The organism is Acinetobacter sp. YH12155, assembly GCF_013418255.1.
Taxonomy (GTDB): domain Bacteria; phylum Pseudomonadota; class Gammaproteobacteria; order Pseudomonadales; family Moraxellaceae; genus Acinetobacter; species Acinetobacter indicus.
The window spans coordinates 1-23,754 of sequence record NZ_VPCK01000025.1 but is presented as its reverse complement, the minus strand read 5'-3'; the positions used below and the strand labels follow the sequence as shown (position 1 = coordinate 23,754).

The window sequence follows — 23,754 nt, the reverse complement described above, 5'->3', positions numbered from 1 at the left end:
CTGGTGCGATCCAGCTGAAAGAAGGCGTTGAAATGGTTATGCCAGGCGACAACGTTGAAATGTCAGTAGAATTAATCCACCCAATCGCAATGGACGCTGGTTTACGCTTCGCGATCCGTGAAGGTGGCCGTACTGTAGGTGCGGGTGTAGTTGCTAAAGTAACTGCATAATTATAAAATAAGTTTCACAAGCCGAAGTTTGCGGATTTCGGCTTGTTCTACAGGCCAGTAGTTCAATTGGTAGAGCGTCGGTCTCCAAAACCGAATGTTGGGGGTTCGAGTCCCTCCTGGCCTGCCATTTTTCAAAAAAAGCTTGATGCTGGCAAAACTGGTCATATAATAAGTCGCGAATCCTACGACGAGTACAAAAATGTCGAATGATAAATCGCGTGACGCATTAAGCGAAGCGCCAATTCCTCAAAGAAATAATCCTGCTGAAGTTGTAAATTCGGGTTCTCCATTAGACTACGTGTTGTGGATTATCGCCTTGATTTTATTCATTGCGGCAACCATGGTGAATCAGCATCTACCAGCGTACTGGGCACCGGCAAATGATATTTGGGTGCGCGTTGGGGTAATTTTGGCTTGTATCGTAGTGGCTTTAGGTTTATTATACGCCACCCATCAAGGCAAAGGCTTTGTTCGTTTATTGAAAGATTCACGAATCGAGCTGCGTCGAGTGACTTGGCCAACCAAGCAAGAGACAGTGACCACATCTTGGCACGTACTTGCAGTTGTAGTTGTAGCATCCATTTTATTGTGGTGTTTTGACTACGTTTTAGGTTGGGCAATTAAATTTATTATCGGGTAAGAGAGCTATGAAACGTTGGTACATTATTCATGCCTATTCTGGTTATGAAAAACAAGTGATGCGTTCGCTTAATGATCGAATCCAGCGTAGCGCTGTTGCCGATAGCTTTGGTGAAGTCCTGGTTCCTACCGAAGAAGTGGTAGAAATGAAGGATGGTAAGAAACGTAAATCTGAGCGTAAATTCTTTCCGGGCTATGTGCTAGTCGAAATGGAAATGAATGATGATACTTGGCACATTGTAAAAGAATGTCCAAAAGTATTAGGTTTTATTGGTGGTACACCGGAAAAACCTGCGCCAATTACGCAGCGTGAAGCTGATGCAATTCTTGCACGTGTACGCAATACTGGTGAAGCACCTCGTCCGAAGACGATGTTTGAACCAGGCGAAGAATTACTGGTAATTGACGGTCCATTCACCGACTTTAAAGGCGTGGTGGAAGAAGTCCTTTACGACAAGTCACGTTTAACGTTGACGATTAATGTATTCAATCGACCAACACAGGTTGAGCTGGAATTTCGCCAAGTCGAAAAATCAGTTTAATTCACTGCTGGTTGAAAACGCCCGATTTGTTATGGATCGGGCATTGTTGTTGTAACGGTATCGTTACTTAGAAATCATTGGGGAGCCTAGCGGCGTTTGTACCCAGAGGTAATTGAAAATGGCTAAGAAGATTGACGGCTATATCAAGCTGCAAGTTCCAGCTGGTAAAGCAAATCCATCTCCACCAATTGGTCCTGCACTGGGTCAACGTGGTGTTAACATCATGGCATTCTGTAAAGAATTCAATGCTGCGACACAAAAAGTTGAAGCTGGTCTTCCAATTCCAGTAGTGATCACTGTGTACAACGACAAGTCGTTCACATTCATCATGAAAACTCCACCTGCTGCTATTCTGCTTAAGAAAGCTGCTGGTATCCAGAAGGGTTCAGCTGTACCAAATAAAACTAAAGTTGGTAAGTTGACTCGTGCTCAGTTAGAAGAGATCGCGACTACGAAAGAACCAGACTTAACTGGTGCTGACTTAGACGCGCGTGTACGTACCATCGCTGGTTCTGCACGTTCTATGGGCTTGGAAGTGGAGCTATAAGACATGGCAAAGTTAACTAAACGTCAAAAAGCCATTGCTGCTGCTGTAGAAGCAAACAAAGTTTATACTTTGGAAGAAGCAGTACAAGTTCTTAACAGCCTTCCTGCAGCTAAATTCAAAGAATCTTTGGATGTATCTGTAAACCTAGGTGTTGACCCTCGTAAATCTGACCAGGTTGTTCGTGGCGCGACTACACTTCCTGCAGGTACAGGTAAAACTGTACGTGTAGCTGTGTTTGCTCAAGGCGCTGCTGCTGAAGCTGCTAAAGCTGAAGGCGCGGACGTAGTTGGTTTTGATGACCTGGCTGAAAGCATCCAAGCGGGTAACCTTGACTTTGACGTAGTAATTGCTGCTCCAGATGCAATGCGCGTTGTAGGTAAATTAGGTACAATCCTTGGTCCACGTGGCTTAATGCCAAACCCTAAAGTGGGTACGGTTACTCCTGACGTAGCAACTGCAGTTAAAAATGCAAAAGCTGGTCAAGCACGTTACCGTGTAGACAAAGCGGGTATCATCCACGCTGCGATCGGTCAAGTAGGTTTCACTGCTGAAGCTGTTCGTCAAAACGTTGAAGCTCTTGTGGCTGACCTGAAGAAAGCAAAACCTGCGACTTCTAAAGGTGTATACATCAAAAAGATCACTCTAAGCTCAACTATGGGTCCTGGTCTGACTGTTGATGTAAACAACGTTTCTAACTAAGTTTTGACTTAGACAGAATTTTAAAGTCCTGAGTGAAATTTAAAGCACTGCTTTAAATTTCACGCAAGAGAGGGTATAAGCTTCACTCGAAGCATAGCTTCTCGTCTTGCGGATCGGCAAAGCGTTGCTTTGCTGATCGATCCTCAGGCGGACTTTGAATTGGTAAATGAGAATTTATCAGCGTCAAAGACCTCAGGCGAGGAGAGTTTTATGCTCTTCTCTTAAAATCCCAGCCTGCGTAGACGCGGTGGTGTGATTTATTCCTCCTCCGCGTGTGAGTTCAGTGATGAATTCACGAATTGGGAGTGTATCCCTTGTGGGTACATAAATCACCGTTAGGAGGTTTTACAATGGCTCTTCTTATCGAAGACAAAAAACAGATCGTAGCAGAAGTAAACGAAGTTGCTTCTCGCGCGTTCTCTGCTGTTGTTGCTGACTATCAAGGTTTAACCGTTGAGCAATTAACTGCTTTACGTGTTGAAGCGCGTAAGCTTGGTGTTACGACTCGTATCGTGCGTAATACTTTGGCTAAGCGTGCATTCGAAGGTACTCAATTCGATATCTTGAATGCAACTCTTGTTGGTCCAACAATCTTAGCTTTCTCGACTTCTGAAGACGACATGGGTGCAGCTGCACGCTTGTTCGAAGATTTCGCTAAAACAAACAAAGCATTTGAACTTAAAGCTGCTGCATTTGACGGCAAGGTTTATCAAGGTGCTGAAGTTAGCGTGATTGCAAATCTTCCGAACCAAGAAAAAGCGCTTACTATGCTTGCAAACGTTCTTCAAGCTCCTATTTCGAAATTGGGTCGCCTTATTACAGCACTCAAAGAGAAAAACGAGTCAGAAGCAGCTTAAGCTTAAATCAATTTACACACCATTCAATTTCCATTTGGAGTTATTCTCATGGCTTTAACTAACGAAGAAATTTTAAACGCAGTTGCTGAAAAAACTGTTCTTGAACTTGTTGAACTGATCTCTGCTTTCGAAGAGAAATTCAACGTATCTGCTGCTGCTGTTGCAGTTGCTGCTGCTCCAGGCGCTGGCGCTGCTGCTGCTGAAGAGCAAACTGAATTCAACGTTGAGTTGACTTCTTTCGGTGCAAACAAAGTTGCAGTAATTAAAGCAGTTCGTGAAGCGACTGGCCTTGGTCTTAAAGAAGCGAAAGACATGGTTGAAGGTGCTCCAGCAGTACTTAAAGAAGGCGTTTCTAAAGAAGAAGGCGAAGAGCTTAAGAAGAAACTTGAAGAAGCTGGTGCTACAGTTACACTTAAGTAATAGCTTAAGCGGAGTCGATTTTTTTATAATCGACTCCAAAAAATGGCTGATGGCTCTTGGGTCATCAGCCTTTTTGCGTTACAATAATCGGCTCGATTTTTGTTTGCATGATATAAATTTCATACAAATTAAAAATAAAGATAACAATCAAACGCTTACCAATATTTTTCAATGTTAAAAAATATTGTTAAGCGTTTTAATACCACTAAAAATTGCAGCATTTGTAAAGAGTGGTGGCCATATCGGCCTGCGTAATTCCTTCTGAGCCCGTTCTGCAGGCGGGCTTGGTTTACTTTCCGAGGACTCCAGATGGCATACTCATATACCGAAAAGAAACGGATCCGTAAGAATTTTGGTAAATTGCCCCAAGTCATGGAAGCACCGTACCTGTTGGCGATTCAAGTCGACTCGTACCGTACTTTCTTGCAAGATGGCAAATCTCCAAAAAACCGCGAAGATATCGGTCTCCAAGCCGCATTTCGTTCAGTTTTTCCTATAGAAAGTTATTCTGGCAATGCTGCTTTAGAATTTGTTGAGTATAGTCTTGGTAAACCAGAGTTTGATGTACGCGAATGTATCCTTCGCGGCTCAACTTATGCGGCACCAATGCGCGTTAAAATTCGTTTGATCCTGAAAGATCGTGAAACGAAATCAATCAAAGACGTACGTGAACAAGAAGTCTATATGGGCGAAATGCCATTGATGACGGATAACGGTACTTTTGTGATCAACGGTACCGAGCGTGTAATCGTATCGCAATTACACCGTTCACCAGGCGTATTCTTTGACCATGACAAAGGTAAGACTCACTCAAGCGGTAAAGTGCTGTATTCAGCGCGTATCATTCCTTACCGTGGTTCATGGTTAGACTTTGAATTTGATGCCAAAGATTTAGTCTATGTACGTATCGACCGTCGTCGTAAATTACTAGCGACTGTGGTTCTGCGTGCCCTGAACTATAACAACGAACAGATTCTTGACCTGTTCTACGAAAAAGTTCCTGTTTACCTGGATATGGGTAGCTATCAGATCGACTTGATTCCAGAACGTCTGCGTGGCGAAATGGCACAATTCGATATCATTGATGCCGATGGTAAAGTCATTGTTGAACAAGGTAAGCGTATCAACGCACGTCATGTTCGTCAAATGGAAGCCTCTGGTCTGACCAAACTGTCAGTGCCGGATGAATACTTGTACGAGCGTATTACTGCCGAAGACATCGTGCTGAAAGATGGCGATGTGATTCCAGCCAACACCCTGTTAAGCCATGAAGTGATGGTGAAACTGGCTGAAGGCGGCGTGAAGCAGTTCAACATCCTGTTCACCAACGACATCGACCGCGGTTCATTCATTGCAGATACGCTACGTGCCGATACGACTACAGGTCGTGAAGAAGCACTGGTTGAAATCTACAAAGTGATGCGTCCAGGCGAGCCACCAACCAAAGAAGCAGCTGAGAACCTGTTTAACAACCTGTTCTTCTCTTCTGAGCGTTATGACCTGTCACCAGTCGGCCGTATGAAATTCAACCGTCGTCTGGGTCGTCCTTACGAAGTGGGTACTGACCAGAAGTCGCGCGAAGTTGAAGGCATCCTGTCGAACGAAGACATCACTGATGTACTGAAAACATTGGTTGAAATCCGTAACGGTAAAGGTGAAGTCGACGATATCGACCACTTGGGTAACCGTCGTGTTCGTTCAGTGGGCGAAATGACCGAAAACCAGTTCCGTGTGGGTCTGGTACGTGTTGAGCGTGCTGTAAAAGAGCGTCTATCACAAGCTGAAACTGACAACCTGTCTCCGCAAGATCTGATCAATGCGAAGCCAGTGGCTGCAGCCATCAAAGAATTCTTTGGTTCAAGCCAGTTGTCTCAGTTTATGGACCAGAACAACCCATTGTCTGAAATCACCCACAAACGTCGTGTATCGGCGCTTGGTCCAGGTGGTTTGACCCGTGAACGCGCAGGCTTCGAAGTGCGTGACGTACACCAGACTCACTATGGTCGTGTGTGTCCAATTGAAACGCCTGAAGGTCCAAACATTGGTTTGATCAACTCGCTGTCTGTTTATGCCAAAGCCAACAGCTTCGGTTTCCTGGAAACACCATACCGTAAAGTGGTTGATGGCCGTGTAACAGACGAAGTTGAATATCTGTCTGCGATTGAAGAAGTGGGTACTGTGATTGCACAGGCCGACTCGGTTGTAGATCAGGACGGTAACCTGACTGAAGAATTCGTTTCTGTACGTCACCACGGTGAATTCGTACGTATGTCACCTGAAAAAGTGACGCATATGGACGTATCTGCTCAGCAGGTGGTTTCTGTTGCAGCATCGCTGATTCCATTCCTTGAACACGATGACGCCAACCGTGCATTGATGGGTTCCAACATGCAACGTCAGGCCGTACCTACATTAATCGCGGACAAACCGTTGGTTGGTACGGGTATGGAAGCCAACGTGGCACGTGACTCAGGTGTGTGTGTGGTTGCAGGCCGTGGTGGTGTGATTGAGTTTGTTGATGCATCACGTATCGTAATTCGCGTGAATGAAGATGAAATGATCGCTGGTGAAGCAGGTGTAGATATCTACAACCTAATCAAATACACGCGTTCAAACCAGAACACCTGTATCAACCAGAACGTTGTGGTACGTTTAGGCGATAAAGTTGCACGTGGTGACATCCTGGCGGATGGTCCATCGACAGATGGCGGTGAACTGGCCCTGGGTCAAAACATGCGCGTGGCGTTCATGACCTGGAATGGTTACAACTACGAAGACTCGATCTTGCTTTCTGAGCGTGTGCTTCAAGAAGACCGTTTAACGTCGATTCACATTCAGGAACTGTCATGTGTTGCACGTGATACCAAACTGGGTGCTGAAGAAATCACGGCTGATATTCCAAACGTCGGTGAAGCTGCGCTGTCTAAACTGGACGAATCAGGTATCGTTTACATCGGTGCAGAAGTGACTGCCGGTGACATCCTGGTGGGTAAAGTAACACCAAAAGGTGAAACTCAGTTGACGCCTGAAGAAAAACTGCTTCGTGCCATCTTCGGTGAAAAAGCAGCGGATGTGAAAGACTCCTCTTTACGTGTTCCATCGGGCACCAAAGGTACAGTCATCGACGTTCAAGTCTTTACCCGTGATGGTCTGGAAAAAGACGAACGTGCACTGGCGATTGAGAAAGCGCAGCTTGATGCATACCGTAAAGACTTGAAAGAAGAATACAAAATCTTCGAAGAAGCAGCACGTGAACGTATTGTCCGTCTGTTAAAAGGTCAGGAATCGAATGGCGGTGGCGGCACTAAACGTGGCGACAAACTGTCTGAAGATATGCTGTCTGGTCTTGAACTGGTTGATCTGCTTGAAATCCAGCCAAGTGACGAAGCGATTGCGGAACGTTTAACGCAAATTCAAACCTTCTTGAAAGAGAAGAGCTTTGAAATTGACGAGAAATTCGCCGAGAAGAAACGCAAACTGTCTACAGGTGATGAACTGACCACTGGCGTACTGAAAGTAGTTAAGGTTTACCTTGCGGTGAAACGTCGTATCCAGCCAGGTGATAAGATGGCGGGTCGTCACGGTAACAAGGGTGTTGTATCCAACATTCTGCCGGTTGAAGACATGCCACACGATGCCAACGGTGTGCCGGTAGACGTGGTACTGAACCCACTGGGTGTACCATCGCGTATGAACGTGGGTCAGATTCTGGAAACGCACTTGGGTATGGCAGCCAAAGGTCTGGGTGATCAGATCGACAAGATGCTGAAAGAACAGCGCACCATTCTTGAACTGCGTGAATTCTTGGACAAGATTTACAACAAGGTGGGCGGCGAGCAAGAAGATCTTGACAGCCTGACGGATGATGAAATCTTGGCGCTTTCTGGCAACCTGCGTGCCGGTGTTCCATTGGCAACACCTGTATTTGACGGTGCTGAAGAAGGTCAGATCAAAGACTTGCTTGAACTTGCGGGTCTGTCACGTACCGGTCAAACCGTATTGTATGATGGCCGTACGGGTGAGCGTTTCGACCGTCCAGTTACTGTCGGTTACATGTACATGCTGAAACTGAACCACTTGGTTGATGACAAGATGCATGCGCGTTCGACTGGTTCTTACTCATTAGTAACACAGCAGCCGCTGGGTGGTAAGGCACAATTCGGTGGTCAGCGTTTCGGTGAGATGGAAGTCTGGGCACTGGAAGCATACGGTGCAGCTTATACGCTTCAAGAAATGCTCACTGTGAAGTCGGATGACGTTGAAGGTCGTACCCGCATCTATAAGAACATTGTAGATGGCAACCATTATATGGATCCGGGCATGCCTGAATCGTTCAACGTATTGACCAAAGAGATCCGTTCTTTAGGTATCAACATTGAACTGAAAAATGGTGACTAAGAATCTCCATTAAATCTCCCTAAATCCCTCTTTGTAAAAGAGGGACTTTTCCCCCTTTGAAAAAGGGGGATTAAGGGGGATTAAAATTCAGTTAAAAAACAATATTTGTGACCCAGTCGGAAAGTGAAAATCTTACCGGCACACGGAGAAAAAAATTGAAAGACTTGCTCGATATCATGCGCAAAAAGACGGACTCAGACGGTCATGCTCCTGTAGAGTTTGATCGCATCCGTATTGGTCTTGCGTCACCAGAAATGATTAAGTCGTGGTCTCATGGTGAAGTTAAAAAGCCTGAAACCATTAACTACCGTACCTTTAAACCAGAACGTGACGGTTTGTTCTGTGCCAAAATCTTTGGTCCAGTCAAAGATTACGAATGCTTGTGTGGTAAATACAAGCGTATGAAATACAAAGGCGTCATCTGTGAAAAATGTGGCGTTGAAGTAACAACTGCAAAAGTTCGTCGTGAGCGTATGGGTCACATCGAGCTGGCATCTCCAGTAGCACACATCTGGTTCTTAAAATCACTGCCGAGCCGTATCGGTCTGTTATTAGACATGACCTTACGTGATATCGAACGTGTTCTGTATTTCGAATCTTATGTAGTGACTGACCCAGGTATGACTCCATTTGAGAAATACCAGCTTCTGAACGATGAAGAATACTTCAATGCGTTGGAAGAGCACGGTGATGAATTCACAGCGAAAATGGGTGCAGAAGCAGTTCAGGACCTGTTAAAAGACATCGATCTTGAAAACGAAATCTCACGCCTGCGTGAAGAAATTCCACAAACAACCTCTGAGACGAAACTGAAAAAAGCGTCTAAGCGTTTGAAATTGATGGAAGCGTTCAAAGAGTCGAACAACAAGCCAGAATGGATGGTGATGAATGTACTGCCAGTACTTCCGCCAGACCTTCGTCCGCTGGTTCCGCTTGAAGGTGGCCGTTTCGCAACGTCTGACCTGAACGACCTTTACCGTCGTGTGATTAACCGTAACAACCGTTTGAAGCGTCTTCTTGACCTTGCAGCGCCAGACATCATCGTACGTAACGAAAAACGTATGTTACAAGAGTCTGTAGATGCATTGCTTGATAACGGTCGTCGTGGTCGTGCGATTACCGGTTCGAACAAACGTCCGCTGAAATCTTTGGCCGATATGATCAAAGGTAAGCAAGGTCGTTTCCGTCAGAACTTGTTGGGTAAACGTGTTGACTATTCAGGCCGTTCGGTGATTACCGTAGGTCCTACTTTACGTTTGCACCAATGTGGTCTTCCGAAGAAAATGGCGCTGGAACTGTTCAAGCCGTTCATCTTTGCGAAACTGCAAGCCTCTGGTCAAGCCACTACCATTAAAGCTGCGAAGAAAATGGTTGAGCGCGAGACGCCAGAAGTTTGGGATGTTCTTGCATCTGTGATCCGTCAGCATCCAGTGATGTTGAACCGTGCGCCAACCCTTCACCGTTTGGGTCTGCAAGCGTTTGAACCGATCCTGATTGAAGGTAAAGCGATCCGTCTGCACCCGCTCGTTTGTGCTGCATTTAACGCCGACTTCGACGGTGACCAGATGGCGGTACACGTACCATTAACACTTGAAGCGCAATTAGAAGCGCGTGCGTTAATGATGTCGACCAACAACATTCTGTCTCCAGCCAACGGTGAGCCAATCATCGTACCGTCTCAGGACGTGGTCTTGGGTCTTTACTACATCACCCGTGATGCGGTAAATGCCAAAGGTGAAGGCATGGTGTTCGCGGATACGCATGAAGTTAACCGTGCCCTTGCAACCGGTCAGGTTGATTTGCATGCTCGCGTAAAAGCGCGTGTATACCAAACTGTCATCAATGACAACGGTGAGCGTGAGCAACAAACTATTGTTGTGGATACGACACCAGGTCGCTGCCTGCTTTGGGAAGTTGTGCCAGAAGGTTTAAGCTTCGAGCAAATTAACGTTGAGATGACCAAGAAAAACATCTCCAAGTTAATCAACTCTTGCTATCGTAAACTGGGTCTGAAAGACACGGTCATCTTTGCTGACCAATTAATGTACTTGGGCTTCCGTCAAGCGACGCGTTCAGGTGTATCGGTTGGTATGGAAGATATGGTTATTCCACCAAGCAAACAGGCGATCATTGACAAGGCAGAAGCTGAAGTTCGTGAAATCGAACAACAGTTCGAACAAGGTTTCGTCACTGCTGGTGAACGTTATAACAAAGTCGTCGATATCTGGGCACGTACCAATGACCAGGTAGCGAAAGCGATGATGGACAACTTGTCTTTCACCACTGTGAAAAACAAACAGGGTGAAGACGAGAAGCAGAAATCATTCAACTCGATCTACATGATGTCGGATTCTGGTGCCCGTGGTTCGGCAGCTCAGATTCGTCAGCTTGCAGGTATGCGTGGTCTGATGGCGAAGCCGGATGGCTCGATCATTGAAACGCCAATTAAGGCGAACTTCCGTGAAGGTTTGACCGTACTTCAGTACTTCATTTCAACGCACGGTGCGCGTAAAGGTTTGGCCGATACTGCACTGAAAACTGCGAACTCGGGTTACCTGACGCGTCGTCTGGTTGACGTTGCGCAAGACTTGGTGATCACTGAGCCAGATTGTGGCACCATGGCTGGTCTGGTGATGACACCATTTATTCAGGGCGGTGACGTGATCGAGAACCTGGGTACGCGAGTACTGGGTCGTGTGGTTGCTGAAGACGTGAAGAAAGCCGGTTCAGATGAAGTGATCCTGCCACGTAACACCTTAATTGACGAAAAACTTGCCAACTTCCTGGAAGAGCAAGGTGTCGACGAAGTGAAAGTACGTTCAGTAGTATCATGTGAATCGACCTTCGGTGTGTGTGCGAAATGTTATGGTCGTGACCTTGCACGCGGTCACTTGGTGAACCCAGGTGAATCTGTGGGTGTTATGGCGGCACAATCAATTGGTGAGCCAGGTACACAGTTAACCATGCGTACCTTCCACGTGGGTGGTGCGGCAAGCCGAACTTCTGCTGCCAACAGCGTTCAAGTGCGTAACAAAGGTACCGTACGTTTCCACAACGTGAAAACCGTACAACATGCCAAAGGTCACTTGGTATCGACTTCACGTTCAGGTGAAATCGGTATTGCGGATGATTTGGGTCGTGAGCGCGAGCGCTATAAACTGCCTTACGGTGCATCTATCTTGCTGAAAGATGGCGAAGCTGTAGAAGCTGGCGGTATCGTGGCAACTTGGGATCCGCATACACATCCATTGGTAACAGAAGTTGCTGGTAAAGTACGTTTCAGCCAGATCGCTGATGGCGTAACCGTAACGTCGAAAACTGATGATGCAACAGGTATGTCAACAATCGAAATCCTGCCAGTGACTTCACGTCCTGCGTCAGGTAAAGATTTGCGTCCTGCGGTTGTATTAGACACAGTGGATGGTGGTGAACAGTTCTACTTCCTGCCACAAAACACCATTCTTTCTGTCCGTGATGGCGAAACAATTGGTGTCGGTGACGTTATCGGTCGTGTACCACAAGAATCTTCACGTACCCGTGATATTACCGGTGGTCTGCCGCGTGTAGCTGACTTGTTCGAAGCACGTAAGCCGAAAGAGCATGCGATCCTTGCAGAAGTGTCTGGTATCGTAAGCTTCGGTAAAGAGACCAAAGGTAAGAACCGTCTGGTGATTACTCCGGATGATGGTTCTGAAATCTACGAAGAGCTGATTCCGAAATGGCGTACCATCAACGTGTTCGAAGGTGAGCATGTGAACCGTGGTGAAACCATTTCTGATGGTCCACAAAACCCGCATGATATCTTACGTCTGAAAGGTGAAGTGGCGTTGACCAACTACATCGTGAACGAAGTTCAGGACGTTTACCGTCTGCAAGGTGTAAAAATCAACGACAAGCATATTGAAGTCATCGTACGTCAAATGCTGCGTAAAGTTGAAATCACTGACGGTGGTGATACCAGCTTCATCAAAGGCGAACAGGTGGATTACATCCGCGTGGTTCAAGAAAACCAGGCTGTACTTGCACAGAACAAGTTCCCAGCGAAGTTTGATCGCCAGTTGATGGGTATTACCAAAGCATCGCTGTCGACGGATTCGTTCATCTCTGCTGCATCGTTCCAGGAAACCACACGTGTGTTAACTGAAGCGGCTGTAACCGGTAAAGAAGATGATCTACGTGGTCTGAAAGAAAACGTCGTTGTTGGTCGTCTGATCCCAGCGGGTACAGGTTTGGCTTACCACTTAGAGCGTCGTCGTCAGGAAGCAGAAGCTGCAGAATTTGAACTGCAAAATGACTTCTCTGATGTAGACCAAGCATTAAGTCAGGCATTTAACCAGGAATTCTAAGCTGGCGAAATGACAACCAAGAGACGCCTTCGGGCGTCTTTTTTTATGCCTGAAAAAAGGGTATCGCGCTGTACTTTGGCGTTAGATGGGCCGGGTTGCTGCTGCAAAGCGGGTGTTTTTACATAAATCCTCTATTGGTTACCAAGTTGGTAACATATTGCTCAGATTCGACCCATCAATATCGAATAAGCTAAAGCTATGACCAAAACAGGGGAAGAGCGATCATGAAAAAAGTTATCGGTGTTATGGCAGCCGCCACCTTATCTACCTTTATGCTGGCCGGCTGTGAAAGTATGTCTCCAAATGAACAGCGTATTGGTGCAGCGGCCTTAGGTGGTGCAATTGGTGGTGGTGTCGGTGGTAATGTCGGCGGTACTGCAGGTGCAGCCATTGGTGGTGGTGCCGGTGCAGCGGTCGGTAGTAAAACCCAGGATGGTTCAAACCGTAACGCGACCTATAGTGGTGTCGGCGGTGCAATTGGTTCTGCGGTAGGTAAAAGCATCTTCGGTGGTAGTACTGGTGCAGCGATTGGTGGTGCGATTGGTGGCGGTGCAGGTGCCGCGATTGAGCAGAACCGCTAAGTCTGGTTTAGACGATCTCACATAAAAAAAGCGCTTAAAGATAAGCGCTTTTTTATTTAGCCGGCAGCATGCGGCTTTTTGCGGCGGATGTATACCGTCTTTTCTACCTCGGCAATACGTACGCCGGCTTCATCAAAAATATTCAGGCGGTAGTTGCGATATACCGGTGCATAATTCTCGGCCAGTTCGCGAATGGTGTCGACTTCCATGGCATTGAGGCGGATATCGGCATAGACCATACTGCGACCGGGCGCTAAAAAGCGGATGGTCGCGGCTTTATCCCAGACAATATATTTTGAGCCAAGATGATGCATCAACAGCAGCATATAAAACGGATCAACCATGGCATACAGGCTACCGCCAAAATGTACCCCGACAATATTCTGGTTTTTACGTGTCAGTGGCATTTTGACACGAATGTGGTAATTGGCCAGATCCATTTTCTCGACCGCAATACCGGCGCCGCGATAGGGGGCATAGCGATTGATCAGGAATTTGGACAGGGTCGGAATTGTCTGTAGTTTTTTTAAAAGGCTCATAAGGGTCAATTATTTTTATTGCACTGATCTGCATACTAGAACAGAAACCGGCAGGTGGCATTGATTTGATTGACTGCGCTTGCCAATAAACAGCCAATACAAGAAATCACCCATAAACAGAACAGGATGTCATCATGCACGCTCATACGCAGTGGATTCATACCTCAGACCAGCAGCGCCTGTATGTCAAAAGCTGGGGCAAGCCCGACAATCCGGCGCTGGTACTGGTTCATGGTTATCCCGACAATCAGGAAGTTTGGGAAGCTGTTATTGCCCAGCTGATTCAGGATTTTTATATTGTGACCTATGATGTGCGTGGGGCCGGTCAGTCTTCCATTCCAAAGCATATTCGTGATTATCGGCTGGCACGCCTGTCTGAAGATTTACTGACCGTGGTGGATGCGGTGCTACCTAACCGGCCATTTCATCTGGCCGCGCATGATTGGGGTTCAATTCAGTCCTGGGAGTCGGTGACCGATGCCCGGTTTCGCCAGCGGATTCTTTCTTACAGCAGCATTTCCGGGCCTTGTCTGGATCATGCTGCATTCTGGATGCGTGCGCAGTTACAGCAGGGTAAGGCCAAATTCTTAAAACAGCTGGGCAAGTCCTGGTATATCGCTGTGTTTCAATTGCCCTTACTGGCACCGACGGTGTGGCAATACATGAGTGCAGAGCGCTGGGGCAAAATGCTACAGCAGCTGGAGCAAAGCCCGGGTCTGGCCTTAAACCCGAATATCCAGCAGGATGGTCAATATGGCGTCAACCTGTATCGGGCCAATTTTATCCCACGTTTGCTCAAACCACGTCAGCGTGTGGCGATTTGTCCGGTACAGGCCGTGGTACTGACCGAAGACCGCTTTGTCAGTCCGGAGCTGATTGATGAAGTGCCGAACTGGGCAGCAGACTTCCAGCGAGTGGAGATTGCGGCCAATCACTGGGCAATTTTAAGCCAGCCGGAGCGGATTGCTCAACATCTTCGGGATTTTGCATTTTCAAAATCAGGCAGTTAATTTGACTGTTACTGGCAAGGTCAAGACAAATATCGGACAGCGCAACAACAGCAGCTAAATAGCGATCAATCTCTGATAAAATAGCGTTTTTTCTCGATCCGTCTTTTCTTATGTTTGCAATTCTTGCCGCCATCGCAGTCATGTTCGGGCTGTCGTTGGCACGTGTTCCTGTTGTTTTTGCACTGGTCATTGGTGCCGTTACGGGTGGTTTGCTGGCTGGTTTGGGCCTGCAAGGTACTTTAGAGGCGTTTAATAATGGCCTGGGCGGTGGTGCTAAAATTGCTTTGGCCTACGGTATTTTAGGTGCTTTTGCACTGGCTCTGGCGCGTTCAGGTTTACCTGATTTATTGGCCTATAAAATGATTCACACCTTAAAGGGTGAGGCCGATCTGAAAGCGCAAAACCGGGTCAAATACTTTATTTTTCTGGTGGTGGCCATTGCCGCGGTATTCTCCCAGAACGTGATTCCGGTACATATTGCCTTTATTCCGGTGCTGATTCCACCGCTGTTGATGGTATTTAACCATCTGAAACTGGACCGTCGTCTGGTGGCCTGTTTATTGACCTTTGGTCTGGTGGCCACTTATATGCTGGTGCCGGTCGGATTTGGCGCCATCTTCCTGAATGATATTCTGGGCCATAATATTAATACCTTTGGCAAGCCGTATGGATTTGAGATCAGCTATGACCAGATTCCAACAGCGATGGCCATTCCGGTATTCGGGATGTTTGTCGGTTTGCTGATCGCGGTGTTTTTCTCATACCGTAAGCCACGTGAATATAAAGACGTGCATATTGAAGAGCAGCAAAGCATTTCGGCTGAAATGGGTGTGGCACAAAAATCAGGTCAACCTGAAGTGGCGACGTTCACCATCTGGATGGCAGTCATTGCGATTCTGGTAACCCTTGGCGTGCAGCTGTATTCAGATTCGATGATTCTGGCCGGTCTGGTTGGTGTAGCGATTCTGAGCTGTGCCGGGATCTTTAAGTGGAAAGAAGCGGACGATGTTATTATTACCGGTATGCGGATGATGGCACTGGTTGGCTTTATTATGATTGCTGCGCAAGGTTTTGCTGCCGTGATTGAGGCAACAGGACAGGTTTCTGCGCTGGTTGAAGCGTCGGTTGACTGGATTGGTAATAGCCAGGCACTTGCAGCCTTTTTAATGTTGTTGATTGGTTTGCTGATTACTCTGGGTATCGGTTCATCATTCTCTACCATTCCGATTCTGGCGATTATTTATGTACCGCTCTGTATTCAATTTGGTTTTAGTCCTGCAGCAACTATTGCGATCATTGGGACTGCGGCTGCACTGGGCGATGCCGGTTCACCTGCTTCGGATTCGACCTTGGGGCCAACCTCAGGCCTGAATATGGATGGTCAGCATGACCATATGAAAGACAGTGTAGTGCCGACCTTTATTCACTTTAATATCCCGCTGATGATTTTTGGCTGGATTGCCGCCATGGTGCTTTAACCTGAAATATCCCGGGAATAAAATCCCGGGATTTTTTTTTGAATCATAGATGTATTTATAATAAATCTTATAATCATTCTGATAATCTAATAATAGATGTATTTAAAATATATATTATAGAGCGTTTAAAATAAACCTGAGTATTTTAATCTGAATATTATTATTTAATCTTGATAAATCAGGTTGGTATTTAAAACCAAGTTGTGTGGTTGGTTAAAATAAATTAATTTAATAATCAATAGTTTGAAAATAATATAAAATTATTATATCGGATAAGTATTGCATATTAATTTATAACGTGTTTATTATTAATTAATGTTTAATTTTTGAATAAATAATCTTCCAGTGGGGTATTAAAATGTTAAAGCAAATTACACTCGTTGCATTAATGGGTCTTTCTGCTTCTGCGATGGCAGGCCAATGGCAAGTCAAGCTGGGCGGTTCGGTTGTAGCACCTACAGGCGATTATAATCTCGGCGGCGCAACAGTTGAGGCAGATCATGAATATGCATTTACCCCGTCAGTTGAATATTTCTTTAATGACAATATTTCGACAGAACTGCTTTTAGCTGCACCAATTAGCCATGATGTGCTCTTAGATGGTAATAGTGTCGCTAAAATTAAACATTTACCGCCAACGCTGACTGCAAAATACCATTTTAAAAACAGTACTGGTTTTACCCCATACATCGGTGTTGGTGGTACTGCATTTGTGGCCTGGGATGAAGAGGGCGTTGCTAAAGATGTAAAAGAAGATTTTGGTTTTGCCGGCCAGATTGGTTTTAATTTCCAGCCAGCAGATGCCAAGAACTGGGGCGTATTCTTTGATGCACGTTATGCGCAACTTAGCCCAGAGGTCACTTTGATTGATGAGTTAGGAAATGCGAAGTTCGATTTAGATATCGATCCAATGGTGTACACCATCGGTTATAGCTACAAATTCTAATTATAAAAAAGTACCAATAATAAAATTCAGCGTAGCCCCATCCTGGTGATGGGGCCTTTTTATTGCAAAATGATAACAATAGAACAAAATCAGAATATTGAGTTAAGTATTCGTTTTCATTTAATTTGTAGTGAATGAAATGAAAGAAATGAAAAAGTGAGAAGATCAAATATGAATAGAAATACAACCTTTGCCTTGGTCTTCGCCAGTTTGATCAGCCTGCCTGCCGCTGCAGCCAGCTTTAATTGTGAACGTGCTCAAACCCCAACCGAACATGCCATTTGTGAACATCGTAATGTTAATGATGCCGATGTGAAGATGGCCACCACCTATAAAATTATTAACCGTCTGGTACCGATGGGGACACGTTCGGCTATACGGGATGAACAGGTGCGCTGGCTGGCCCTGCGTGACCGCTGTGGCCAGTCGGTTGAATGTCTGACCCAGGTTTACCAGATGCGTCAGCAAAAGCTGGAGCAGTATATGCAGCGGGTCTATCAGCAGGGCCCATTTTAATATTTTTTTGTTTTCCTATTGAAAAATCGTCGCCTCACTCCAATTCATAAGGCATTCCAATACAACAATGCTGTCAATTTAAGGAGTGATGAATGAGCGAACAAAGCGCACAAAAACACAGTTTCCAGGCTGAAGTGGCTCAGCTTTTACATTTGGTGACGCATTCTCTTTATTCCAACCCTGAAATTTTTCTGCGTGAACTGATTTCTAACGCCTCTGATGCCTGCGATAAATTGCGTTTTGAAGGCATCAACCATCCTGAATATTATGAAAATGATCCGGACCTGCGCGTGCGTGTGCGTCTGGATGCAGAGAACAATACCCTGACCATTTCCGATAACGGTATTGGTTTAAGCCAGCAGGAAGCGATTGATAACCTGGGGACCATTGCCAAATCCGGCACCAAAGACTTTATGTCCAAGCTGACCGGTGATCAAAAAGCCGATGCCCAGCTGATTGGCCAGTTTGGGGTGGGTTTCTACTCTGGCTTTATTGTGGCCGATAAAATTACCGTAGAATCACGCCGTGCCGGTCTGGACGCATCGGAAGGTGTACGCTGGATCAGCGGTGGCACCGGTGAATTTGAAGTCGAGCAAATCAACAAGGAAGGTCGTGGCACCGACATCATCCTGCATTTACGTGAAGATGCGTTGGACTATCTGCAAAGCTATAAAGTGAAGCAGATTATCAATAAATATTCTGATCACATCAGCCTGCCCATTCAAATGCAAAAAGAAGTCTGGCAGGAAGAGGAAGTAGCGGAAGGTGAACAGCCAAAAGGCGGCCAGTATGTGAAAACTGATGAATGGGAAGCGATTAACTCGGCCAGTGCTTTATGGACCCGCAGTAAAAACGAGATTAGCGAAGAACAGTATATCGAGTTTTATAAAAACCTGAGCCATGATTTTGAAGCGCCGCTGGCCTGGTCGCATAACCGTGTCGAAGGCAGCACCGAATATACCCAGTTGCTGTATATTCCACCAAAAGCACCACATGATATTTTTACCCGCGAAGCCAAAGCTGGCATCAAGCTGTATGTCAAACGCGTGTTTATTATGGATGATGCTGACAACCTGATTCCAAACTATTTGCGCTTTGTACAGGGTGTGGTGGATAGCGCCGATTTACCGCTGAACGTCAGCCGTGAACTGCTACAGGAAAGCCGCGATGTGAAAACCATACGTGAAGGTAACGCACGCCGTGTGCTGACCATGCTGGATGGTCTGGCCAAATCTGAAGATGAAAAAGACCAGAACAACTTCAAGACTTTCTATCGTGAATTTGGTTCGGTCTTAAAAGAAGGCCTGGGCGAAGACTTTGGTAACCGTGAGCGTATCCTGAAATTATTACGCTATGCGACCTCCACCCAGGATGAGGTCAGTACCTCACTGGCAGATTACAAAGCGCGGATGCAGGACGGCCAGAAAGCCATTTACTATGTAACCGCAGATAGCCTGACCGCGGCCAAGAACTCGCCGCAGCTGGAGCTGTTCAAGAAAAAAGGCATTGAAGTCCTGCTGATGACTGAACGTGTTGATGAATGGGCCATGAACTTCGTACATGAGTTTGATGGTACACCGCTGCAAAACGTGTCTAAAGGTGCGGTCGATTTGGGCGATCTGCAAGATGCTGAAGAGAAGAAGGCACTGGAACAGGCGGCAGAGCAGTTTAAGCCAGTGGTGGAGCAGCTGTCTGAATCGTTGAAAGACAAAACCAAAGAAGTGCGCGTGACCACACGACTGGTTGATTCTCCAGCCTGTCTGGTTACGGCTGACGGGGAATTGTCGCCACAGCTGATCCGGATGCTGAAAGATGCTGGTCAGCCGGTGCCAGAAATGAAGCCGATTCTGGAAATTAACCCGCAGCATCCACTGGTGCAAAAACTGCAAGGTTCGGCTCAGTTTGATGATCTGGCCAATGTGATTTTTGATCAGGCGCTGATTGCAGAAGGGGGACTGCCAGAAAATCCGGCAGAGTACCTGAAACGCATCAACAGTCTGCTCTTAAAATAAGCCTATTAAAAAAACCTCCTGCGGGAGGTTTTTTAATGCACGATTATATTGTTGACGGCTTTAGAACAGGGCTTCTAAACGCAGCAAGACACTCGGGTAATGGCTGCGGTCTTCACGGTCATCATTATAGTAATTCAGGTCGCCCTGCACAAAAAACCATTCACGCAAGAACGGCTGACGCCAGGACACAAACGGTCCCCAGCTGTTCAGGCGTAAATCATCATTATGATAATAACCGCCGGTGTAGAGTCCGTAGTTAAAACGGTTGCCGTGGAAGAACTGGTGCTGTCTAAAGCTGTAATTGTCCCATCTGAGGTCATCATCCTGTTCATCGGCATAGGTCAGGCTAAACTGGTTGCTTAAAAACGGATGATCAGGCCGGGCATGAATAAGTTCCAGGTTGGTTCTTAAATAGTTTTCACTGTCGAGACCGTAACGGTAAATCTGCTCGGCATGAAAGGAAAAATCATTGACCAGTTCCCAGTCCTTGGCAATTTTTAAACGGGCATAAATATCATCGCCAGAACGCACCCCGAGGTCGGCATCAGTTTCAAAGGGTAAGCGTTCAGTGAAGTCAGACCAGCGTAAGGCCAGAGAGCTGTTGTCTTCACGTGCCCGTCGGCCATCCAGGGTTTTGTCCGGGCTGTTGCTGGGGTTTTCATTGGTAATGGCAACACTATTTTGCAGTTCGTTATCCAGTGAGTCATCACCAAAGACCAGACTTAATTTGCGTTCCAGCGTCGGCAGTTTAATCCGGCCACGTACCCGCGGTTTAATATCGTAGTCATCATATTTGTTCCAGCGACTGTCGACCAGAATACGCAAGGTCGCAGAGGCCGGTTCCTCCGGGCTAGTTTCTCCAAACCAGTTATCAATTTTATGTGCGGTATTGTCTGCCCAATGGCGAATCTGCTTCTGGCGCCGGTCTACCCAGCTTTGTTCTTCGGTTTCATGCGTGGGCGGCACAATCGGTTCATTCGACTGTTCCGGCAAAATGGTTGGGGTGGCATCAATCAGCCGCGGCAGGGTATAGAAAAAACCATTACCCGCCTCAGTTTCGGGCACCAGTGGCACCTCATAACCTGGTGGTGCGGTCTGCGGTTCTGTCTCCAGGTTGGTATTGTTGTCTGCAACCGTATATCCACTGCCTAACAGGCAAAATAATAATAATGATGGCGCTATAAAATGTACTTTTCTTGGCATTATTTACTGATCTTTAAGCTCTTTTTGCTAGTGTTGAAAATCTTCAGGCGAAAAGCAAGATGCAGCTACAAAAACATAAACATTAATTGGCGGTGAGCTGTTGAATGGCCTGAACCAGACGTAAAGGGTCGACTGGCGCAGACAGGTGATTCAAGACTTTTTGAATAATTTGCCAGCTCACGCCCTGCTGACGATCGAGCAGAATATAGGGGTAGGCCTGTTCGGTACGCGCCAGTTGTAAACGCTGCTGGCCATGAATCAGGCGAATTTTTTGTCGCTCTTTTAATAAAATCAGCGGGGTGGCCAGCGTGGCTGCTGTTTCTTCAAACTGGATAAATTTCTGGGTATGAATCAGTTGTAGCGGAATAAACGGATAATAATCTTCTTTGTGCCAGATCATCTGCTCGGCATGTTGATAGCACTGAAACAGGCTGTCCAGCGCAAACAGCTGGCTTTCCAGTACAGCGCTGTCTATTTCACGGATTGCGGCAATTTCATGTTCATGCTGCTGGCTAAAGGCATGGGCAAAACGGGTGGCCTGCATAGCATCCAAGGCGCCAAACAAGACCAGATATTTAATAAAACGACCTTGGGCATTGATCTGCTCGGCCACATAACCGGGGCGTTTGAGCAGAGCCGCTTGCTCTGCATCATGAACCAGCACATCGGCATACTGCATCACTTCAGGCCGGGCTGGTAAAAATACCCGGCACAGTTTTTCCGCCGGCAGATGGTCCAGGGGTAATTCGGAAATCGGGCAGCTGAGCTGATTGAGCAGCAGATGACGGGCGCTAGACTCTGCTTCGGGTACGGAATCTGCTTGCTGTTCAGGCTGAACAGGTGCGGCTTTGGTAGGCTTGAACTGCTGAGCTGCTGCTTCAGGTTCTATCGCTACAGATGAACGTGCTGCGACGGTATGCTGAAAGGCCTGCGTTGCGGCATAGTTTTGCTGGTTAAGTAATTCCAGATCGGTGTGCAGACTGCGATACTGATGCTGCTGTTGCAACATCCAGCGATAGACCTGTTCCAGATTGCCCCAGTCACTGAGCAGGGCAGTACGTGCGGGTGCCGGAATCAGCCAGATTTGCCAGCCGGAGGCGGGCTGATACAAGATAGCCCAACCTGAATCGGGCTGGGTATATAAAGCTTGTTCTAGAGCCTCAACCTGCTGAAACACCCCCCGAAAAGAACATGCATAAATGGTGTCGCGCGCAAATTCTTCGGCAGAACGTTCCGGCTGCACCTGTGCCTTATAGGCCAGAATCTGTTTTTTAAACAGCGGCTGGTCGCATTCAACAAAAATACTTTTAATCCGGCTTTTGGCCTTGGCGGTTTCATACAGACTCAAGGAACGACGCTCCAGTGCGCCCGTCAGGTCATGCAGTTCTTTAATCAGCCGGGATTTCTCTAAAGTATTCATGGTGGAAACTTAAACCAGTTGTTGTGCTTTTTCCAGATAACTGGCCAGGACAATATTCAGGGCCAGTTCAACCAATTTGTATTCGGCAGAATGCGGCTGTGAATAATGTTCCGCCAGCGCCACCAGATTTTCTACATTAATCTCTTGTGGAGAAATTTTTCTCTGAATCAGGGCTTGAAGTTCGTGCATTGCTCTCTCATCAACCTGTACTTAAATAATTGTTTTGGATCACTTTGATTATAGGTATTTCACTAAAAATTACATGAAAAAAAATGTCAGCTTTTGTGGATTTTTAGGCATTTATGACAGAAATTGGGATTTCAATATAAGAAATATTAAAAAATTTTTTAGATAAATTTCAGTTAAATCAGAGAATAAACAGATCATGCTGCCGAATTGACAAAAAATGTCAGTCTCAAATTGTCCGGTCGGATCAGGTGTCAGCCGCAGAATTGTTCTAAACCACAATAAAAAAAGCAGACCTGAGGTCTGCTTGTATTTAAAGAAGTGCTTAAGCTTCTTTGTTCTGTTCAGCGCTTGCAGGCTGATCGTTGCTCACGGTTTCAGTGTGGGCTTTTTCAGTCGGGAAGCTTGGTACATAAACCATTTCTGCTGATACATTGGCTGCATACAGGGTGACCATAAACAGGCCAAGCGCTTTTAAAAAGTTCATCAATCTTACCTTCACAAAAAAGGATGACTTGGGAGAAAAGTCATCGTGAGAGAGTGTATTCAAACAACAGCTATGATAGCGCGTTGTGATTGAGAGAAAATGATCATATCGGCAAGTTTAAGACTTTTTGTTAAAAAATAACATTTAAAAACAATAAATTAGAATAATTGCTCTAATCATTTAGCTACAAGATTTAAATTAATGATGATTTTTACAAGAACGAGATCATCCTGTTTTAAGATGAAAAAATCTCCAGATTTTTTGCCCCATCCACGCGTCATCTCTGTACAAATCCCTTGATCTGTATAGAGATGTAAGTTTTTGACGCGGTATGGTTAAGCGCTCTTTTATTGTCTATTTTTTATTCTAAGATGAACGTTTATACCAACACTGAGGGATCAATCATGGCGATTGCAAAAGTAGTAGAAGTGAATGCCAGCAGTAATAAAAGTTTTGAAGATGCCATTCAAAGCGGCATTGCCAAAGTCGGTGAAACAGTCAAAAACCTGCAGGGTGCCTGGATTAATGAACAGAAAGTGGTGATTAAGGACAATAAGATTACCGAGTATCGGGTTAATTTAAAAATCAGTTTCCTGGTGGAATAAAGTACATAGAAAAAAATCCCCGTAAGGGTAATGCCAGTCAGTTAAGAGATTGACTGGCTTTTTCTTGGGTATTTTTGAGGTTTTCCTTTTACAACCCTTGGGTAACTCCTCATCCGTCTCTCAGGTATAACATACCGATTAGATTTCTCCATT

19 protein-coding genes, 1 tRNA gene and 2 pseudogenes are annotated in these 23,754 nt (G+C 46.1%); 17 read left to right on the top strand and 5 right to left on the bottom strand.

Features of this window, described 5'->3' with window-relative positions; all coding sequences use genetic code 11:
• The 11 genes and pseudogenes from FTU86_RS12465 to FTU86_RS12415 form a co-directional block, all read left to right on the top strand.
• Window positions 1-170: pseudogene (locus FTU86_RS12465) on the top strand (elongation factor Tu); the annotation flags it as partial.
• Between the two features lie 51 nt (window positions 171-221).
• A tRNA-Trp gene (locus FTU86_RS12460) sits at window positions 222-297 on the top strand.
• 72 nt (window positions 298-369) lie between these two features.
• Window positions 370-810, top strand: a complete 441-nt coding sequence (gene secE / locus FTU86_RS12455) for a preprotein translocase subunit SecE (RefSeq protein ID WP_005181678.1) — start codon at window positions 370-372, stop codon at window positions 808-810.
• Window positions 811-817: 7 nt separating this feature from the next.
• The gene (gene nusG, locus FTU86_RS12450) at window positions 818-1,351 is read left to right on the top strand and encodes a transcription termination/antitermination protein NusG (protein WP_005181681.1); all 534 of its coding nucleotides are present in this window, start codon (window positions 818-820) and stop codon (window positions 1,349-1,351) included.
• A 118-nt stretch (window positions 1,352-1,469) separates the two neighbouring features.
• Complete coding sequence (rplK, locus tag FTU86_RS12445) at window positions 1,470-1,898, top strand: 50S ribosomal protein L11 (RefSeq protein ID WP_004868049.1); 429 nt, start codon at window positions 1,470-1,472, stop codon at window positions 1,896-1,898.
• A gap of 3 nt (window positions 1,899-1,901) precedes the next feature.
• Window positions 1,902-2,597 carry a 50S ribosomal protein L1 gene (rplA, locus tag FTU86_RS12440; protein WP_005181684.1) on the top strand — a complete coding sequence of 232 codons (696 nt, stop codon included), beginning with the start codon at window positions 1,902-1,904 and terminating at the stop codon, window positions 2,595-2,597.
• A 350-nt stretch (window positions 2,598-2,947) separates the two neighbouring features.
• The gene (gene rplJ, locus FTU86_RS12435; RefSeq protein ID WP_075167586.1) at window positions 2,948-3,454 is read left to right on the top strand and encodes a 50S ribosomal protein L10; all 507 of its coding nucleotides are present in this window, start codon (window positions 2,948-2,950) and stop codon (window positions 3,452-3,454) included.
• Window positions 3,455-3,502: 48 nt separating this feature from the next.
• Window positions 3,503-3,874, top strand: a complete 372-nt coding sequence (rplL, locus tag FTU86_RS12430) for a 50S ribosomal protein L7/L12 (protein WP_004774018.1) — start codon at window positions 3,503-3,505, stop codon at window positions 3,872-3,874.
• Window positions 3,875-4,183: 309 nt separating this feature from the next.
• Entirely contained in the window at window positions 4,184-8,272 is a 4,089-nt protein-coding gene (rpoB, locus tag FTU86_RS12425; RefSeq protein WP_104470485.1) for a DNA-directed RNA polymerase subunit beta, read from the top strand.
• A 155-nt stretch (window positions 8,273-8,427) separates the two neighbouring features.
• Window positions 8,428-12,618 carry a DNA-directed RNA polymerase subunit beta' gene (gene rpoC, locus FTU86_RS12420; RefSeq protein ID WP_075167624.1) on the top strand — a complete coding sequence of 1,397 codons (4,191 nt, stop codon included), beginning with the start codon at window positions 8,428-8,430 and terminating at the stop codon, window positions 12,616-12,618.
• Between the two features lie 224 nt (window positions 12,619-12,842).
• Complete coding sequence (locus FTU86_RS12415; RefSeq protein ID WP_005181692.1) at window positions 12,843-13,199, top strand: hypothetical protein; 357 nt, start codon at window positions 12,843-12,845, stop codon at window positions 13,197-13,199.
• A gap of 56 nt (window positions 13,200-13,255) precedes the next feature.
• Here the strand turns inward: FTU86_RS12415 and FTU86_RS12410 are convergent, their stop codons facing one another.
• Window positions 13,256-13,738 (bottom strand): DUF4442 domain-containing protein, encoded by a 483-nt coding sequence (locus FTU86_RS12410; protein ID WP_045796201.1) that lies wholly within the window; start codon window positions 13,736-13,738, stop codon window positions 13,256-13,258.
• Between the two features lie 134 nt (window positions 13,739-13,872).
• On the opposite strand from FTU86_RS12410, the gene FTU86_RS12405 reads away from it, so the two are divergent.
• The 5 genes from FTU86_RS12405 (at window position 13,873) to htpG (ending at window position 19,700) form a co-directional block, all read left to right on the top strand.
• Window positions 13,873-14,748 (top strand): alpha/beta fold hydrolase, encoded by an 876-nt coding sequence (locus tag FTU86_RS12405; RefSeq protein ID WP_075167589.1) that lies wholly within the window; start codon window positions 13,873-13,875, stop codon window positions 14,746-14,748.
• Window positions 14,749-14,858: 110 nt separating this feature from the next.
• Window positions 14,859-16,226: a Na+/H+ antiporter family protein gene (locus tag FTU86_RS12400; protein WP_005181697.1), complete on the top strand. Its 1,368-nt coding sequence runs from the start codon at window positions 14,859-14,861 to the stop codon at window positions 16,224-16,226.
• Between the two features lie 358 nt (window positions 16,227-16,584).
• Window positions 16,585-17,172 (top strand): OmpW family protein, encoded by a 588-nt coding sequence (locus FTU86_RS12395; protein WP_180036771.1) that lies wholly within the window; start codon window positions 16,585-16,587, stop codon window positions 17,170-17,172.
• Window positions 17,173-17,343: 171 nt separating this feature from the next.
• Window positions 17,344-17,688 carry a lysozyme inhibitor LprI family protein gene (locus FTU86_RS12390; protein WP_016659674.1) on the top strand — a complete coding sequence of 115 codons (345 nt, stop codon included), beginning with the start codon at window positions 17,344-17,346 and terminating at the stop codon, window positions 17,686-17,688.
• A 92-nt stretch (window positions 17,689-17,780) separates the two neighbouring features.
• Window positions 17,781-19,700 carry a molecular chaperone HtpG gene (htpG, locus tag FTU86_RS12385; protein ID WP_005181707.1) on the top strand — a complete coding sequence of 640 codons (1,920 nt, stop codon included), beginning with the start codon at window positions 17,781-17,783 and terminating at the stop codon, window positions 19,698-19,700.
• A gap of 60 nt (window positions 19,701-19,760) precedes the next feature.
• Here the strand turns inward: htpG and FTU86_RS12380 are convergent.
• The 4 genes and pseudogenes from FTU86_RS12380 to FTU86_RS12365 form a co-directional block, all read right to left on the bottom strand.
• Window positions 19,761-20,723, bottom strand: a pseudogene (locus FTU86_RS12380) (hypothetical protein); the annotation flags it as partial.
• Between the two features lie 262 nt (window positions 20,724-20,985).
• The gene (locus FTU86_RS12375) at window positions 20,986-22,323 is read right to left on the bottom strand and encodes a hypothetical protein (protein ID WP_180036772.1); all 1,338 of its coding nucleotides are present in this window, start codon (window positions 22,321-22,323) and stop codon (window positions 20,986-20,988) included.
• Window positions 22,324-22,332: 9 nt separating this feature from the next.
• On the bottom strand, window positions 22,333-22,512 hold the full coding sequence (locus tag FTU86_RS12370; protein ID WP_005181710.1) for a hypothetical protein: 180 nt from the start codon (window positions 22,510-22,512) through the stop codon (window positions 22,333-22,335).
• 322 nt (window positions 22,513-22,834) lie between these two features.
• Window positions 22,835-22,996: a hypothetical protein gene (locus FTU86_RS12365; RefSeq protein ID WP_005181712.1), complete on the bottom strand. Its 162-nt coding sequence runs from the start codon at window positions 22,994-22,996 to the stop codon at window positions 22,835-22,837.
• A gap of 404 nt (window positions 22,997-23,400) precedes the next feature.
• On the opposite strand from FTU86_RS12365, the gene FTU86_RS12360 reads away from it, so the two are divergent.
• Window positions 23,401-23,601, top strand: coding sequence for a dodecin family protein (locus FTU86_RS12360; RefSeq protein WP_005181715.1), 201 nt, complete (start codon window positions 23,401-23,403; stop codon window positions 23,599-23,601).
• Window positions 23,602-23,754: the final 153 nt, after the last annotated feature.

Excerpts from the sequence above, each read along its gene's own strand:
- secE (WP_005181678.1), top strand. The coding sequence starts at position 370 with ATGTCGAATGATAAATCGCGTGACGCATTAAGCGAAGCGCCAATTCCT.
- nusG (WP_005181681.1), top strand. The coding sequence starts at position 818 with ATGAAACGTTGGTACATTATTCATGCCTATTCTGGTTATGAAAAACAA.
- rplK (WP_004868049.1), top strand. The coding sequence starts at position 1,470 with ATGGCTAAGAAGATTGACGGCTATATCAAGCTGCAAGTTCCAGCTGGT.
- rplA (WP_005181684.1), top strand. The coding sequence starts at position 1,902 with ATGGCAAAGTTAACTAAACGTCAAAAAGCCATTGCTGCTGCTGTAGAA.
- rplJ (WP_075167586.1), top strand. The coding sequence starts at position 2,948 with ATGGCTCTTCTTATCGAAGACAAAAAACAGATCGTAGCAGAAGTAAAC.
- rplL (WP_004774018.1), top strand. The coding sequence starts at position 3,503 with ATGGCTTTAACTAACGAAGAAATTTTAAACGCAGTTGCTGAAAAAACT.
- rpoB (WP_104470485.1), top strand. The coding sequence starts at position 4,184 with ATGGCATACTCATATACCGAAAAGAAACGGATCCGTAAGAATTTTGGT.
- FTU86_RS12415 (WP_005181692.1), top strand. The coding sequence starts at position 12,843 with ATGAAAAAAGTTATCGGTGTTATGGCAGCCGCCACCTTATCTACCTTT.
- FTU86_RS12410 (WP_045796201.1), bottom strand. The coding sequence starts at position 13,738 with ATGAGCCTTTTAAAAAAACTACAGACAATTCCGACCCTGTCCAAATTC.
- FTU86_RS12405 (WP_075167589.1), top strand. The coding sequence starts at position 13,873 with ATGCACGCTCATACGCAGTGGATTCATACCTCAGACCAGCAGCGCCTG.
- FTU86_RS12400 (WP_005181697.1), top strand. The coding sequence starts at position 14,859 with ATGTTTGCAATTCTTGCCGCCATCGCAGTCATGTTCGGGCTGTCGTTG.
- FTU86_RS12395 (WP_180036771.1), top strand. The coding sequence starts at position 16,585 with ATGTTAAAGCAAATTACACTCGTTGCATTAATGGGTCTTTCTGCTTCT.
- FTU86_RS12390 (WP_016659674.1), top strand. The coding sequence starts at position 17,344 with ATGAATAGAAATACAACCTTTGCCTTGGTCTTCGCCAGTTTGATCAGC.
- htpG (WP_005181707.1), top strand. The coding sequence starts at position 17,781 with ATGAGCGAACAAAGCGCACAAAAACACAGTTTCCAGGCTGAAGTGGCT.
- FTU86_RS12375 (WP_180036772.1), bottom strand. The coding sequence starts at position 22,323 with ATGAATACTTTAGAGAAATCCCGGCTGATTAAAGAACTGCATGACCTG.
- FTU86_RS12370 (WP_005181710.1), bottom strand. The coding sequence starts at position 22,512 with ATGCACGAACTTCAAGCCCTGATTCAGAGAAAAATTTCTCCACAAGAG.
- FTU86_RS12365 (WP_005181712.1), bottom strand. The coding sequence starts at position 22,996 with ATGAACTTTTTAAAAGCGCTTGGCCTGTTTATGGTCACCCTGTATGCA.
- FTU86_RS12360 (WP_005181715.1), top strand. The coding sequence starts at position 23,401 with ATGGCGATTGCAAAAGTAGTAGAAGTGAATGCCAGCAGTAATAAAAGT.